This window comes from Sphingomonas paucimobilis NBRC 13935 (assembly GCF_000739895.2).
Taxonomy (GTDB): domain Bacteria; phylum Pseudomonadota; class Alphaproteobacteria; order Sphingomonadales; family Sphingomonadaceae; genus Sphingomonas; species Sphingomonas paucimobilis.
In genome coordinates this window covers 44,083-59,218 of record NZ_BBJS01000062.1, presented here as the reverse complement: position 1 = coordinate 59,218, position 15,136 = coordinate 44,083, and the positions used below count along the sequence as shown (strand labels likewise).

The following is a 15,136-nucleotide window of genomic DNA, read 5'->3' as shown; positions in this document are numbered from 1 at the left end:
AAGTCAATCACCATTCGATGTAGATAGATTGCAAGAGCGGTGAAATAGGCAAAGGCAGTGAAATGGATTATGCGGTAGTCATAGCAGGTTGACGTGCTCCCCATTTTCAGGCCGCTGATAAGTTAGAGCAGTTTTCGAGCGGACTGAATCGACAGGGATTCACACGGGGGCGTTTTTCTGATTCACGATCCATGCTGGCGAAGGAGGCCGGCAGGGATGGGTCGAGCCTTATCGCGTGATCTTCGGGACCGTGTCGTCGCTGCGGTCGAAGGCGGGCTGTCGTGCCGACAGGCGGCCGAACGTTTCGGGGTCAGCGCAGCGAGTGCGATCCGGTGGCGACAACTGGCACTTCGGCACGGCACGCCGGCGGCCAAGCCGCAGGGCGGCGACCGTCGCACGGCTAGGATAGAGGAGCATGCCTCCTTCATCCTGGACGCGATCGAGCAGCAGCCGGACCCGACGCTGGCGGAGTTGCGCGAAATGCTGTCCGGGCGGGGCGTAAGCGTCAGCATCGCCACGCTGTGGCGGTTTTTCGCCCGGCACGGAATCACGCGCAAAAAAAGACCGGCCACGCGACCGAGCAGGATCGCCCCGACGTCCTGAAGCAACGCGAGGAGTGGTTCGATGGCCAACTCGACCTCGACCCTGCGCGCCTCGTCTTCATCGACGAAACCTGGGCCAGCACCAACATGGCGCGGCGACATGGCCGCTGCCGGCGGGGCGAGCGCCTGCGCGCCGGCATCCCCTTCGGTCATTGGAAGACAACCACCTTCACGGCCGGGCTGCGCCGCACCGGCATGGTCGCGCCATGGGTGCTCGATGGGCCGATGAATGCCGACGCATTCCTCACCTACGTCACCCGCGTCCTCGTGCCCGAACTCGCCCGTGGCGACGTGGTCATCATGGACAACCTGTCGAGCCACAAGGCGCCCGCCGTGCGCGCCGCCATCGAAAGCGTCGGTGCCAGGCTCCTGTTCCTCCCCCCCTACAGCCCTGACTTCAACCCGATCGAGCAAGCGTTCGCAAAGCTGAAAGCGCATCTGCGCAAGGCCGCCGAGCGCACCATCCACGGCCTCTGGAACGCCATCGGCCACATCCTCGACCTCTACTCGCCACTGGAATGCGCAAACTACTTCGCAAACTGTGGATACGATGCAGACTGATCGAAAAACGCTCTAGCTTCGGTGTCCTCGTGCCCGTGGCGTGGGCGGTTGGTAAACTCGGCGGGTGCCATGCCGCCAAGGCTGCTGTGCGGACGCACGGTGTTGTAGTCGGTCCGCCATGCCTCGATGATCCGTCTCGCCGCGACCGCGTGTCTGCGGCCTGGCGGCATAGGTGCCCGTGCTGCGGCGCTGGTCGTGCCACCGGACACCGTCGCGGCCGCCACACCCAACCGCACCGCCGCAGCCCGGTAACTCATCCCCTCGTCAACTGCGGCCAGCGCTCGCAACCGCAGATCCATCGACAACGGCTTGCCCATCCATGCCGGCCTCCCTCCAGCTAGCATCGTGAATCAGATCAGCGCCCCCGTGGGAATTCCCCTTCGACTCACGTCGGCGAAAAACGCTCTAGGCTCAGGCCTCCTTGATTGATCCAGAATATGACGGAAGCGGCCAGTGCGATGGCGGACATGAAGGCGTGAGCGCATCGGTCGTAGCGGGTATGGATGCGTCGCCAGTCCTTGAGGCGGCCGAACATGTTCTCGATCCTGTGGCGACGGTGGTAGAGAGCGGCATCGTGCGGGATCGGCACCTTGCGACCCTTGCGTGACGGGATGCAGGCAGCGGTTCCACGGGCGGCAAGCGCCTGGCGAAACCAGTCGGCGTCGTAGCCGCGATCGGCGAGCAGCACCGGAGCGGGTGGCATCGCCTCGAACATGAGGGCAGCGCCCTTGTAGTCGCTCATTTGCCCTTGGGTGAGTACCATGACGCGTGGGCGTCCCCGATCGTCGCAGACGGCATGCAGCTTGGAGTTCAGGCCGCCTCTGGACTACTCGATCCGCCAAGTACAATAGTAATTGACTTCATATTTGAAACGGGTGAGGGGGTAGGAGATGGGTTTGCAATAGGCGTGCTAGGGTCAGGACCTATTAAATCGCTTGCGTGAGCGGTGGCGAGTTGATTCATTGGTGGTGGAGGAGCCGCTGATGAGTGACCTGTTCTGGCTGACGGACGAGCAGATGCAGCGGATCGAGCCGTACTTTCCGCTGTCGCATGGCGTGCCGCGCGTGGATGACCGGCGGATCGTCAGCGGCATCATCTTTGTAATCCGCAACGGTCTGCGCTGGCGGGATGCACCAGCGGCTTACGGTCCGCCCAAGACGATCTACAACCGGTTCATCCGTTGGAGCCGAATGGGCGTGTTCAACCGGATCTTTGCCGGACTGGCAGCCGAGGGCGGACCACCGGATCAGCTGATGATCGATGCCACGCATCTGAAAGCGCACCGGACGGCAGCCAGCCTGCTCAAAAAGGGGCTCTTCCCCGATGTATCGGCCGCACCAGAGGCGGCCTGAACTCCAAGCTGCACGCCGTCTGCGACGATCGGGGACGCCCGCGCGTCATGCTACTCACTGAAGGGCAGATGAGCGACTATAAGGGAGCGGCCCTCATGTTCGAGGCGATGCCGCCTGCTCCGGTGCTGCTCGCCGATCGCGGCTACGACGCCGACTGGTTCCGCCAAGCGCTTGCTGCGCGTGGCACCAGCGCGTGCATCCCGTCACGCAAAGGCCGCAAGGTCCCGATCCCGCATGATGCTGCCCTCTACCGCCGTCGTCACAGGATCGAGAACATGTTCGGTCGCCTCAAGGACTGGCGACGCATCCATACCCGCTACGACCGATGCGCTCACGCCTTCATGTCGGCCATCGCACTCGCCGCTTCCGTCATCTTCTGGATCAATCAATGAGTCCTGAGCCTAGTCGATGACGGTGTTGGAATAGGAAAAGGCTGAGATATCACATCGCTCTCGTCAGCCCCTCCACAGCCCCCAAGCCAAAAAGTGCTGCCGAGCGTGAGTAAACCACCTGTTGTGGCACAGCGACTGATCCTCATATAATATTATCTCTTCTTGATTTAAAAGTTATCTGTTACACAGTATTATTGTTAATAAATTTTTTATGACTTGTATTGCTCAGGCGAACAGCGTCTTGGCGAACTCCCGCACCGCCGGACCGATGTCCTCGCGGGCAACGCCCAGCGCCAGGTTCGCGGTCAGCCAGCCGGCCTTGTCGCCGCAGTCGTAACGCTGACCATCGAAGGTGAATCCGTGGAAGGGCTGCTTGCCGATCAGCTTGGCCATCGCGTCGGTCAGCTGAATCTCGCCGCCTGCGCCCGGCTCCTGCGCGTCGAGGATGTCCATCACATCGGGCTGGAGGATATAGCGGCCCGGGATCATCAGGTTCGACGGCGCCTTGCCCTTGGGCTTTTCGACCAGCGCGGTGACCTCGGTCAGGCGGCCGTCCTGCTTGCCGGGCGAGATGATGCCGTATTTGTCGGTTTCGCTGTCGGGCACTTCCAGCGCGCCGATGACGTTGCCGCCGACCTGGTCATAGGCCTCGACCATCTGCTTCATGAAGCCGCCGACCATCAGTTCGTCGGGCAGCAGCACCGCGAACGGCTCGTCGCCGACGATCTCGCGCGCGCACCACACCGCATGACCCAGGCCCAGCGGCTCCTGCTGGCGGACATAGACCGGGCTGCCCGGCTTCTGGCGGATGCCGTCGAGTACCGCGAGGCTCTTGCCCCGCGCCTTCATCGTGGCTTCCAGCTCGTAGGAGATGTCGAAATGGTCCTCGAGCGCGCCCTTGCCGCGCCCGGTGACGAAGATGATCTGCTCGATGCCGGCTTCGAGTGCCTCCTCGACCGCGTACTGGATCAGCGGCTTGTCGACGACGGTCAGCATTTCCTTCGGCATCGCCTTGGTCGCCGGCAGGAATCGCGTCCCCAGACCCGCCACCGGAAACACGGCCTTGCGCACTTTCTTGATCGTCATGAAACCTCCTGTGTGTCGAAGGCACTATCCGACGAGCTTGAACCTAACAACGTTAGCCTGTCTCAAAAGGCACAGTCTCATCCCCCCACCGGGCTTTCCCCATATTTGCGCAGCACATCGTCAAACGCCTCTGCCATTAGCGCCTGAAGGCTTCGCCCCTGCCGTCGTGCCATCATATGCATTGCTAAAGACATTTCGGGCGTGAAGAAGCCAGCGATCTGTTTGCGGCCCTCTCGACTAGCAGGACGACTGGCTCTTCCATCATCGCTATTAGTAACGGGAGTTTGATGGGCTTGCGCCGCGACTGGCGCGGTACGATTGCGCAGATTGGCGAAGCTGGGTTTGCGGCTCATGCAGGGACCTTCTTAAAACGAGGGACAGGCAGGTCTAGTTGTCGACATGTCCACTTGTAGAGTTCACGAATTTCTTCGGCCGCCTTGCCCGCCGGTTCGGTTTCCATGACGGTGCGCCCCTCCGCCGAGGCGTGGCGGTACGCGGCCCGGTCGGGGATCAGGACGGGGCATGGCGGGGTGCCATAGCTTTTGACTAGTTCGCCCGCCTCGGCATAGACTCGCGGCGCGTTGGGGTTGCCGGCGGTGAACACGACGAAGGCGGGTTTGCGCAGCAGCTGGACCAGTTTGGCGGTCGTCTGGATCGCCGAGAGGTCGAAGGCGCTCGGCCGGCAGGGGATCAGCACCAGGTCGGCCGCCTCGACTGCGGCGCGGGCGGCGCTGTCAGCGTGTGGGGGCGTGTCGATGACGATAAGCTTGGCCCCCTGCCCCTTAGCCTGCTCGACCTTAGCGGCGAGACGCGGGGGTGGGCTGTCGATGACTTCGGGCGGCGCGTCGTGGCGCCAGGACGCCCATTGGCTGGCGGTCGCTTGGGGATCGGTGTCGATGATGAGCGAAACCTGGCCGGCTTCCTGTCCTGCCGCGGCAAGATGGATGGCCAGGGTCGTTTTTCCCGCACCGCCCTTTTGGCTGATGATCGCGATTGTCGGCATGTCATATGGACTACATGTCGACAGGCCGACGTGTCGAGAAGGAAACGACACATGATGGCCGGATCAGGCTTATTTCGACTCTCCTCCTCCACATCACCAAACAGGCCGAAGGACAGGCTGACGGATCCGCTTGCTCCTTCTAGGGAGCATGGCGTCGGCGAAGCCGGCGCTTCCTGTCATTTCCCCCGGTTATATCGTTTGTGGCGGGCGTTTCACGTGGCCTCAGGGGCGTTAGGGGACGTCTCACCCGACAAGGGTGAGGCCTTACTCTCCCTTTCAAATAAACTGGGAAGGGGTTCAGGATCAGCATGAGACTCTCGCACAGGCGTCTGTCGATCAATGGCAATGCCCAGCCGGGCCAGTACGCGGCCTAGCGCTCCTCCCACGGTGAACTGCGCCAGTTCGCGACAGGTCAGTTGCGCCTTGAGCCGTTCCTGCTCCCCGGCCTGCTCGGCCACATGCTGAAGGACATCGTCGGGAACCGGGGCGGGGCGGAGCCAGCGGGGCAGCAGCGATAACAACCGCTTGGGCACGACCGGGCGATAGGCGTTGGAGGTTTGTTCCCAGCGGGGCCCCGGCCCCTCGCCCTCCACCCGCCGGAACCGGCGCTGGCGGACGAGGAAGCCGGCTTCCTCCAGGATCTGGAGCGCGCGCGCGACGGTGGCACGGCCGAGCGCGGTCGCGGCCGCCAGTCGGTCATAGCTGGGATAGACACGCCCCGCATTGAGCCGGGCGAGCGTGCACAGCTCCTCATAGACCCGCACCGCGCCGGCCGTCAGGCTGGCCAGCGCCTGTTCGGGGCCAGTCAGCACCCTGCGCTGCCCCCGCGCCTCGCGCTTGATCCGCCGACCGGCATCCAGCGCGGTGCGGGCCATGCGGATCAGCCGGTCGCACTCGCCCTTGGCCGGCGTGGCGAAGAACATGTCCTCGAACGTCCCCGCCTCGATGCTGTCACGGCGGACGCGGGCACCGGTGCGATGACCCATGCGCACAGATGTCCCCGATCGCGTGGCCGCGGCCTGTGCGAGCGCGCGCGTCGTCGCTTCACCAAAGGTGAACGCCGTCATCTTCCTTCCCCTTATTTCCGGGGCCGGACCAAAAAAAGGACGAGAAAGGGCGTGGCGCGAAGCGCGCATCCTTGAACCGCAGGGGCGACAGGCGTATTAGGAGGGGGTGTGTGATGCCCCGGATCGACGTTTGGCGACGTCGCTCCTGTAATACCTGGGATGCCCGGCCTTCGTGCCGGGCTTTCCTTTATGTGGTCACGACCGCTCCCATATGCTGCCTTCACAGGTCTCGACCCGCGATATGGGTTAACCTTGCAGTAAATCTCCAACAAAGTAAGCCGTGACGATTCGTGCTTTCGAGTATGAATTCAAAAAAACAGCGCCCGAATTACAAAATTCGGGCGCGTTATTCGTGCTATCGGATAGGAATTTGACGAAGCATTCGTGCTTTCGAGTATGAATTCACCCCAAAAATTCGTGCTATCAAGTATGAATTGGATCGCGCTCCGCGAATCACGCCTCGATAGGCGCCGATGTGATTCGCGGCGCCTCCGAAACCTCATCCGCCAGCGCGGGCGGACGCGCGGTCACGATCACCCGGGCGGAGGGCGCGCGTCGCCCCCGCCCCCTGCCCTCAGCCGGCTCCTCGGGCTCGGCATCCTCGATGACTTCGACCTGGTAATCGGGAATGGCGTCGGCCTGCGCGATCGCCTTCATCGCGGCGCGAAAATTGGCGAGCGGGTTCTGATAGCCGATCTGGAGCCGGAAGGTCGCCAGGTCGATCTCCAACCGCCCCTCCTCGGCGGTCGCGCGCGCGACCTCGTAGATGCGCCGTTCGACCGGGCCGAGCTGGAAATAGGCGGCCGCATAGGCCAGCACCTGCCGATCGCGCAGAATGGCGCGGTGGAGCCAGTCGCACAGCCGCACCTTGACCGCCTTCAGCCGCCGTTCGCCGGTGCGCGTCTTGGAATAATGCAGCCGCGCCTCAGACAGCCAGGAGAAGAAGCCCTCCTCGCCCTCGCCGCCCGCCTCGATATTGGTCTTTATCTGCGTGCCCTGCAGCCGCTCCAGCGCCTCGGACAGCCGCTGATAGGAGCGCGCCGAATGGTTGGAGCTCGTCACCGAGAACAGGTCGTGCGCGGTGAAGATGAAGTCCTGCCCCACCTCCTCGCCGCGCTCGATCTTTCCCGCCATCAGGCTGGCGATGTAGAGGACGATCTCCTTGTCATAGATGGTCGCCACCCCCCGCGCCGAGGGGCGGACCTCGATCGAGACATTGGCGTGATGATAGGTCAGCGGCTTCATCCACGCGGTCTTGCTGAGCGCGAAGAAGGGAAAGGCCATCAGCGAGCGCTCGCCCCGGATCTCGCTGGTCAGCGGACTGTCGAGGTGGAACAGGTCGCCCTGTGGGCGGGCCGGCGATCGGGGGGGACTGGCGTCCTTTTTGCGCGCGGGGGTGGGCGTACGGGTCATGTTGGATTTCATACTCGAAAGCACGAACTTTGGGGAGGGCCAGCGCCCTGCCCCTTGGGGAAACCACCTCGCGGACGATTGAATTCGTGCTTTCGAGTATGAATTGGGCCGGGCGCGCGGTGCTTCTATCGACGGGGTCGCCGGGCGCCATCCGGCTGCGACCAGCGGAAGGAAAGGCCCGGTAGAGCGAGGCTTCAGTCCTGCCGGACGCTCAGGCCAGGCCCCCTGCCCCGCAAGAGCCGCAGGACCAGGACACCCAGCCAGAACCACAAGGCCGGCAGCAAGGGAAGGATGGCCCCCAGCGCCAGCGCGATGAACAGCGCCGGCAAGCCATGAACCGTCTGGCCGTTATGATAGACCGTGCCGCCGCCCATCATGCCGATCAGCCCGAATAGCAGGCAGATTGGAAAGACCAGCGCAAGGTGCGCAAGATAGGCGAAGCGCAGCACCGATCCGGCCGCCAGTCGGTTCGCCGTGATATTCTCCATGCCCCACCCCTTTCTGACGACATGTCGACAATCCGACATGTCAGATGATCACCCGCTCTACCTCGTCCAGCGTCACCGTATCCGAGCGCCGGTCATAGAGCTGGGTTGTGCGGGTGGAGGCATGGTTGGCCATCGCGGCCGCGCGCTCGAGGGTGCCGCCATTCTTCAGATAGGCGGTGATCCCCGTCGCACGGAAACAATGGTTGTTGATCGCGGTGCCGATCCCGGCCGCCAGCGCGCGCCGGCGGACCATCTGATAGGCATTGGCTTGGGGCAGCGGGGTCTGGGACAGCCGGCCGGTGCCGCGCGCGATGGTACGGAACAGATAGCCCTTGCGATCCTCAGCCAGCCCGCAGCCGTCGATATAGGCATGGAGATATTCGTCGAGATTGTGGTGGCACGGCATCTCATGCCGCTTGCCACCCTTTTCGTGCAGCCGCACCCAAAGGCGGCGGTTCTGGACGAACACATCCTCGACCCGGCACGCCAGCGCCGCCCCGACCCGCGCGAAGCTGTAGACCATCAACCCGATCAATGCGCGATCACGAAGGCCTATACATGTCGACACGTCGATACTGTCGAGCAGTTCGCGCGCCTCGATGGGATCGAGCACCGGCGTCTTGCCACGCCGAACGCTATAGGCCGGCCCGCGTACGGAGATCGCCGGATTGGTCGGCACGACATGACAGCGCACCAGCCAGTCGAACAGATGCCGTATCCCCGCCAGTCGCTGCTTGACCGTCGGCACCGACAGTTCGCGGCCCAGTTCCTCGATCCAGGCCGCGACATGGATCGGTTCGATCTGGGGGAGGGCGACGACACCGCGCTCGGCGCACCAGGCGAGGAAGTCGGACACGCCACGCGCATAGGAGCGCCGGGTATGGGCATTGCGGATGGTGGCGACGAAAAATTCGAGGAAATGCTTCTGCGCCCGCTCATCCGCCGCAGCAACGATCGCGGGCAATTGCAGCGTGGGCGAGGGGAGGGGGGACAGCCGGGCCATGGGACGACACCGATGCTAGCAGCCCCATAACCCTCTCACAAGTCTACGTGTCCCCGTGTCGACAATCATACATGTCGGATAAGCATCCATAGCGCCATGCCGATCATCATCAGATTTTCGGTCAGCGATAGGAAGCCCAACGGCACGTTGCTCGATCCGCCGACACAGGCGCATTTCAGCTCGCGCCGGTCGATATAGACCGCCTTGACGACCGACACCGCGCCGATGCCACCGATGACCAGCGCGATCGGCACCGAGGCCCAGACCGCCACGCCGGCGAGCATCAGGACACCGGCCAACCCTTCGGCAAAGGGATAGACATAGGAATAGGGGACCCAACGCTTGGCGAGCAGGTCGTAATTCAGGAACATGGTCGCAAAGCTCTCGACATTCTGGAGCTTCAGCAGCGCCAGCACCGCCATGCTGAACGCGACGAACCATTCGACAGCACGGAGGGTCAGGGGCGTCGCATAGACCGCCTGCGACGCGGCCAGCGCCATCAGCGCGGTCATGGCGAACAGCGCCGCGACCGGGCGATAGGTCGTGGCCTTGGGGTCGGCGACGCGCTTGCCGAAGAAGCGACACAGATCGTCATAGCCACCCACCCGCTCGCCCCCGATAAAGACCTGCGGCGTGGTCTTCACGCCATGCTCGGCCTTGAAGGCGTCGGTTTCCTCGCGGGTCCGCAAGGCATGATCCTCGATCCGATAGCCTTGGCGCCGGAGCAGGTCCCTGGCCTTCAGGCCATAGGGACAGACATGCGTGTCCATCACCATGCGGTACAGGGTTGCTGTCCTGGGGGCGGCGCTGGCCATCGTTCTTCTCCGATCAGGGTGCGCATCCCATATGGCATCCGTACCATAGTACGGAGTCAATGGTAAGGCGTCTTGCCAACTTCATCATCGCCGACGATCCCGCATGTGAACGCGTCGACATGTCTACTTTACATTCCGAGCGGACTGATACCCACCTTTAGAGCAAGATTGGGACAGCTAGGCGGGCAAATATCTGCGTTTCTGTTGCGCCCGCGAACCGAGCGTCGCATGACGTTTTCAACATCGAAATTGATCGCCTATTTTGCACATGGCGCGACAACACAAGGAAGTCTCCATGAACATTTCGATCGTGCCGGTAATTCTGTCCGGCGGGTCCGGTACGCGTTTATGGCCAATGTCCCGGCCGGAAATGCCCAAGCAGTTGCTAGCGCTGACATCGGACGAGACGATGCTGCAATTGACCGCCCAGCGGACCAACACCAACGGTTTTGCAGCCCCGATTGTCGTGGCGGGACAACGCCATGCCGATCTGGTCGAAAGCCAGCTGACCCAAGCAAGCACCCCGCCCCAGGCGCTGATCCTGGAACCGGTTGCCCGCAACACTGCACCCGCCATCGCGCTGGCGGCTCTTGTCGCCCAGCCCGAGGATGTGCTGCTGGTCATGCCATCAGATCACGTCATCGAAGATCTCGATGCATTCCACAGCGCCATTCGAGCAGCGCTGCCCATGGTATCCCAAGGCTGGCTCGCCACCTTCGGCATTTCGGCGGACACGCCCGAGACAGGCTATGGCTGGATCCAGGTCGGTCGCGAGATCGCCAGAGGTGTGCATCAGGTTGCCCGCTTCGTCGAAAAGCCTCAGCTGGAACGGGCGGAAGCCATGCTCGCGCGGGGCGACTACGCCTGGAACGGCGGTATCTTCCTGTTCCGTGCCGACCGTTATCTGGAAGAGCTTGGTCGGCATGCGCCGGAGATGCTCGCCGCAGCCAAAGATGCGGTCCGTACAGCCAAGCACGACGGCAAACGCATCTGCCCCGATGAGGCCGCCTTTGCCGCATGCCCGTCAGACTCGATCGACTATGCCGTGATGGAACGTGCCGACCGTGTTGCGGTAGTCCCTGTCGCCATGGGCTGGAACGATGTCGGCAGCTGGGATGCCCTGCACGCCATCAGTGAGCTGGACGGCTTCGGCAATGCCCATCGCGGCGAGGTGCTGGCCATCGATACCACGAACTGCCTGATCCGCACTGACGGCGTACGTGTTGCGGCGGTCGGCGTACAGGACCTGATCGTGGTAGCAAGCGGCGAAGACATCCTGATCCTGCCACGTGGACATAGCCAGGACGTCAAGAAGCTGATTGAGGCCATGAAGCGCTAAATCACGGGGCCGGTGATCCGGCCCCTTATCTGGCCGCGCTTGGCGTCCAGCGATAACAGGCTGACAAACTCTCTAGCATTTATCCGCACAAGGTCATTGGCAGGTTGGAGTGGCATCATGCCCGACTGGACGATCGCGGGGCTGGCGCGTGAGGGCGGGGTAGGGGTGGAGACGATCCGCTATTATCAGCGGCGCGGCCTGCTCGCTACGCCCGAGCGTCCGCAGGGGCCGGGCAGGGCGGGCCGCATCCGGCGTTATGGCGAGGAGGATGCACGGCGGCTTCGCTTCATTCGCTCGGCGCAGCAGGCGGGCTTCACACTGGCGCAGATCGGCGCGTTGCTGGCGCTGGATGCGACCGACGACCGGGCGCGGGTGCGCGATCTGGCGCGGGAGAGGATTGCGGCGCTGGATGTGCAGATCGCGGGGTTGCAAAAGGCGCGGTCCGCGCTCGACCATCTGGCGCGCGAATGCGGAAACGGGGCGGCAGGACCATGCCCGATCCTGCTGTCTTTCGAACATGAGGCGGAGACCTGCCCGGGGCCGCTTTCCCGATGATCCTAAAGAAGGAATTACTACTGATCGACATGTAGACAGTTCGACATGCTGATTATCTGATACGATTGTACGCGTTATCTGGTAGGGCATGACGAAACAAAGAGACGATGACGGGACACTTTTCTCGGCACAGCCCCTCGTTACGTTTCCGACCCACGCGCTTGCCATGGCTCCGTCTGGTCACACCATAGTTGCTCTTCCCGCAGGAGCCCGCCAAAACGGATCGCCTATCAGGGGCCGATGGCTTCGTGCCCCGCTCCGCAACGATGATGGACGATCCTTGACCACCAAAATCTATCTGTCCGCCGACCGCCTGCTGGAGGATTCCTTCCGCCTGGCCAATCTGGTCTTCGACTCCGGCTTTCGCCCGACCCATATCGTCGGCATCTGGCGCGGCGGTGCGCCGGTCGGCATCGCGGTTCAGGAACTGCTCGAATATCGCGGTATCCAGAGCGACCATATCGCCATCCGTACCGCCTCCTATACGGGCATCGACCAGCAGGAGCCGCAGGTCCGCATCTATGGCCTGGGCCATCTCGTGGACGTCCTCAACCCCGAGGATCGCCTGCTCCTGATCGACGATGTCTTCGATTCCGGGCGGTCGATCCGCGCCCTCCTGAAGGAACTGAAACAGCGGTGCCGGAACAACCTGCCGGACGCGGTGAAGGTCGCGACCGTCTATTACAAGCCGTCGCGCAACGTGACCGATCTCAAGCCCGACTTTTTCGTCCACGAGACGAATGACTGGCTCATCTTCCCACATGAGATCAATGGCCTGACCGAGGATGAAATCCGGACGCACAAACATGGCGCCGACATCATCCTGCGCTGACCATCGGAGCACGGCCCGGGGATTGAAATAGAGGTTCAATCCGCCGGTATGGACGGAGGCGTGTAGCGAACATTGGGACGCGCCTCACTCCCTGCCTGCTATCGTCAAGACGGGAGCCATCCCCGGTTGTCGCCTCACCCACCTGAAGACATGTCGATATGTTTTCATTCTGACAGGTCGGACTGTTGGCTCCTGCACGGCACCGAGGGAACCAACCCCTATCCCCGCCGCTATGCCGAGCATGGCCAATGACAATGACAAGCCGACCCACCGCGCCGTGCCCAGTGGACGCTTCGCCCGCGCCGGCGCGTTCGGCCGGCTCGCGGGTGGGGTCGCCGGCGGCATGTTGGCCGAGGGCGCGCGGCGTCTGGCGCAAGGCGAGCGACCGAGACTGGGCGATCTGGTCCTGACCCCCGGCAATGCCGCGCGCGTCGCCGACCGGCTGTCGCATCTGCGCGGTGCGGCGATGAAGCTGGGGCAGATGATCTCGATGGATGCGGGCGACCTGTTGCCGCCCGAACTCCAGACCATCCTCGCACGGCTCCGTGATCAGGCCTACCGGATGCCGCCCGCGCAGCTCGACAAGGTGCTGCGCGCCGAATGGGGCGCCGACTGGCGTCGCCGCTTCCGCCATTTCGAGGCCGCGCCGATGGCGGCCGCCTCGATCGGGCAGGTCCACCGCGCGACCCTGCCCGACGGCCGGGTGCTCGCGATCAAGGTCCAATATCCCGGCGTGCGCGACAGCATCGGCTCGGACGTCGACAATGTCGCGACGTTGCTGCGCGTGTCCAACCTGATCCCGCCCGCGATCGACCTCAAGCCGCTGCTGGCGGAAGCCAAGACCCAGCTCGCCGAGGAAGCCGATTATATCCGCGAGGCGGACCGGATGCACCGCTTTGCCGAGCGGCTGGCGGACGATCCGCGCTATGTCGTGCCCAAGCCGGAGATGTCGCTGACCACGCCGCTGGTGCTGGCGATGGACTATATCCCCGGCCAGCCGATCGAGACGCTGTCCGAGGCCGATCAGGCGAGCTGCGACGGCGCGATGACCGCGCTGATCGATCTAGTCCTGCACGAACTGTTTGATTTCGGCATGATGCAGACCGATCCCAATTTCGCCAATTACCGCTGGCAACCCGAAACCCAGCGCCTCGTCCTGCTCGATTTCGGTGCCGCGCGCGACGTGCCGCCCGAAACCGTCGCCTCCTATCGCCGGCTGATCGAGGCGGGGCTGGCGCATGACCGCGACCGCATCCGCGAGATCGCGGTGGAGACGGGTTTTCTGGGTGAGGCGGCGGTCGCCGCGCACCGCCCGGCGGTCGACCGGATCATCGCCGCCATCGACGATACGATGGCGCGGCCGGGTCCCTTCGACTTCGGCGACCGCGCCTTCGTGCCGGTGGTACGCGAAGAGACGCGTCCGATGATCGCCGACCGCGATACCTGGCATGTCCCGCATGTCGAAACGCTGTTCGTCCAGCGCAAGATCAGCGGCAGCGCGCTGCTATGTGCGCGATTGAAGGCGCGGGTCGATGTGCGCGGGCTGGCGGCCCATGCGATCGGCGCGGACATACCCTCCATTTAGGCGTTCTCCGTCACCGGCGTCTCATTTGTGAGACGATGATGTGTCCAAGATGGGCAGATGGAACCCCTTGATCTAAATTGGCTTCGTCGGGGCGATGGGGTTGTGCCCAACCACGTCCTCTTCGTTCCGCGCCATTCCTCGATCAAAGTTTCTTATCGTGATGCTGCGCTTCCCCAAGGTGTCGCTGGCGCTTCCATTCGTGCGGACGCGCAGCTGGCGGACGGTCTTCGTCCTGTTTCGGGTCGTGACCCTGCAGGATGATCATCGCCGTCATGTCCTGCTCTGCCAATCGGTCCGGCGCCGTTATTCGGTGACGCACCGGAAATGGCTCTGGGCCAGTGTCCCGTGATCGTCGGCCCCCATCCCATGGCCGGCATGACGCCCCCGTCGACCGACCGCGCGACACTGGACCGGACGGCCCGCGAGCTGTGCCGCGATTTCGCCATTGCCCAAAGCGGGCAGGGGTCCTGGGGTGCCTGGTCACGTTTGCAGGACCTGCACGCCGGCGATCCCGCCTTCGTTCTGCGGGGGGGCAAAGGCGGCCCTATCCTGGATACCCAGCGCTGGGACATTAGCGGGGGCGAGGCATGCTGGCCGACCACCCAGATCCTCAGCCTGTCGCTGCCCTGGTGGCGCCGGCTGGCCGAGCGTCCCGCGCAGCGTTGCCTGATCCCGCTGACCGCCGCCTGTGTCGCGCTGTCGCCCTCCGGCGTGCGGAGCGGGCGGGCGGCGTGGTTCACGCTGGCGGACAGTCCTTTGTTTACCGTGGCGGGACTTTGGCGCGATCATGGCGGTGCGCGCTGTTTCGCGATGCTGGGCTGCGTGAGCGGCCATGCACCTTGGTCCAGCCTGCCGATGATCATCGCCACCGAAGACCGCACGCGCTGGCTGGACGGCGATTGGGACGACATATCGGCTTTGCAGGCCGCCTGGTCCCCAGAACGAATCCGCATCGGGCTTTCGGATGCGCCGTCCGCGCCCTATGACAGGATCGACCCGATCGGCGCCTGGCAACAGGATCGCGCCATGGGGGCACGCTGACA

General features: G+C 63.7%; 16 protein-coding genes and 2 pseudogenes. 8 read left to right on the top strand and 10 right to left on the bottom strand.

Annotated elements, in window-relative coordinates; genetic code table 11:
- Window positions 1-216: 216 nt before the first annotated feature.
- Window positions 217-1,163 (top strand): IS630 family transposase gene (locus SP6_RS18690; protein ID WP_128130786.1). Its coding sequence is split into 2 segments (ribosomal slippage): window positions 217-553 and window positions 553-1,163, totalling 948 coding nucleotides; the frame shifts between segments, so codons are not numbered across the junction.
- On the opposite strand, the pseudogene SP6_RS21575 reads toward SP6_RS18690, so the two are convergent.
- Window positions 1,130-1,303 (bottom strand): annotated as a pseudogene (locus SP6_RS21575) (integrase core domain-containing protein); the annotation flags it as partial. The gene SP6_RS18690 and the pseudogene SP6_RS21575 sit on opposite strands and share 34 nt — an antisense overlap.
- Window positions 1,304-1,548: 245 nt before the next feature.
- Window positions 1,549-1,989 (bottom strand): annotated as a pseudogene (locus SP6_RS18685) (IS5 family transposase); the annotation flags it as partial.
- Between the two features lie 157 nt (window positions 1,990-2,146).
- On the opposite strand from SP6_RS18685, the gene SP6_RS20585 reads away from it, so the two are divergent.
- Window positions 2,147-2,907 (top strand): IS5 family transposase gene (locus SP6_RS20585; protein WP_128130792.1). Its coding sequence is split into 2 segments (ribosomal slippage): window positions 2,147-2,480 and window positions 2,480-2,907, totalling 762 coding nucleotides; the frame shifts between segments, so codons are not numbered across the junction.
- Between the two features lie 225 nt (window positions 2,908-3,132).
- On the opposite strand, the gene galU is transcribed toward SP6_RS20585, so the two are convergent.
- The 8 genes from galU to SP6_RS18640 form a co-directional block, all read right to left on the bottom strand.
- Window positions 3,133-3,993, bottom strand: a complete 861-nt coding sequence (gene galU / locus SP6_RS18670) for a UTP--glucose-1-phosphate uridylyltransferase GalU (protein ID WP_042469476.1) — start codon at window positions 3,991-3,993, stop codon at window positions 3,133-3,135.
- A 77-nt stretch (window positions 3,994-4,070) separates the two neighbouring features.
- Window positions 4,071-4,346, bottom strand: coding sequence for a ribbon-helix-helix domain-containing protein (locus tag SP6_RS20580; RefSeq protein ID WP_082052576.1), 276 nt, complete (start codon window positions 4,344-4,346; stop codon window positions 4,071-4,073).
- Window positions 4,343-4,996, bottom strand: a complete 654-nt coding sequence (gene parA / locus SP6_RS18665; protein ID WP_042469475.1) for a ParA family partition ATPase — start codon at window positions 4,994-4,996, stop codon at window positions 4,343-4,345. Before parA ends, SP6_RS20580 begins: the two co-directional genes overlap by 4 nt.
- A 212-nt stretch (window positions 4,997-5,208) precedes the next feature.
- The gene (locus tag SP6_RS18660) at window positions 5,209-6,063 is read right to left on the bottom strand and encodes a helix-turn-helix domain-containing protein (protein ID WP_045078464.1); all 855 of its coding nucleotides are present in this window, start codon (window positions 6,061-6,063) and stop codon (window positions 5,209-5,211) included.
- Window positions 6,064-6,516: 453 nt separating this feature from the next.
- Window positions 6,517-7,476, bottom strand: coding sequence for a replication initiator protein A (locus SP6_RS18655; RefSeq protein ID WP_042469498.1), 960 nt, complete (start codon window positions 7,474-7,476; stop codon window positions 6,517-6,519).
- Between the two features lie 194 nt (window positions 7,477-7,670).
- Window positions 7,671-7,964 (bottom strand): hypothetical protein, encoded by a 294-nt coding sequence (locus SP6_RS18650; protein WP_042469474.1) that lies wholly within the window; start codon window positions 7,962-7,964, stop codon window positions 7,671-7,673.
- Window positions 7,965-8,004: 40 nt separating this feature from the next.
- Entirely contained in the window at window positions 8,005-8,967 is a 963-nt protein-coding gene (locus SP6_RS18645; RefSeq protein ID WP_042469473.1) for a tyrosine-type recombinase/integrase, read from the bottom strand.
- 65 nt (window positions 8,968-9,032) lie between these two features.
- Window positions 9,033-9,782, bottom strand: a complete 750-nt coding sequence (locus SP6_RS18640; RefSeq protein WP_042469472.1) for a MauE/DoxX family redox-associated membrane protein — start codon at window positions 9,780-9,782, stop codon at window positions 9,033-9,035.
- A gap of 295 nt (window positions 9,783-10,077) precedes the next feature.
- On the opposite strand from SP6_RS18640, the gene SP6_RS18635 reads away from it, so the two are divergent.
- From SP6_RS18635 to SP6_RS18610, 6 genes are all read left to right on the top strand, one after another.
- Window positions 10,078-11,121: a mannose-1-phosphate guanylyltransferase/mannose-6-phosphate isomerase gene (locus SP6_RS18635; protein WP_082052575.1), complete on the top strand. Its 1,044-nt coding sequence runs from the start codon at window positions 10,078-10,080 to the stop codon at window positions 11,119-11,121.
- A gap of 117 nt (window positions 11,122-11,238) precedes the next feature.
- Window positions 11,239-11,676, top strand: a complete 438-nt coding sequence (locus SP6_RS18630; RefSeq protein ID WP_042469469.1) for a MerR family transcriptional regulator — start codon at window positions 11,239-11,241, stop codon at window positions 11,674-11,676.
- Window positions 11,677-11,956: 280 nt separating this feature from the next.
- Complete coding sequence (locus SP6_RS18625) at window positions 11,957-12,508, top strand: phosphoribosyltransferase (protein ID WP_042469468.1); 552 nt, start codon at window positions 11,957-11,959, stop codon at window positions 12,506-12,508.
- Window positions 12,509-12,749: 241 nt separating this feature from the next.
- On the top strand, window positions 12,750-14,093 hold the full coding sequence (locus SP6_RS18620) for an ABC1 kinase family protein (RefSeq protein ID WP_042469467.1): 1,344 nt from the start codon (window positions 12,750-12,752) through the stop codon (window positions 14,091-14,093).
- A gap of 157 nt (window positions 14,094-14,250) precedes the next feature.
- Window positions 14,251-14,442, top strand: a complete 192-nt coding sequence (locus SP6_RS18615; protein ID WP_128130782.1) for a hypothetical protein — start codon at window positions 14,251-14,253, stop codon at window positions 14,440-14,442.
- The gene (locus SP6_RS18610) at window positions 14,439-15,134 is read left to right on the top strand and encodes a hypothetical protein (RefSeq protein WP_128130781.1); all 696 of its coding nucleotides are present in this window, start codon (window positions 14,439-14,441) and stop codon (window positions 15,132-15,134) included. The genes SP6_RS18615 and SP6_RS18610 overlap by 4 nt, the downstream gene beginning before the upstream one ends.
- Window positions 15,135-15,136 lie beyond the last annotated feature (2 nt).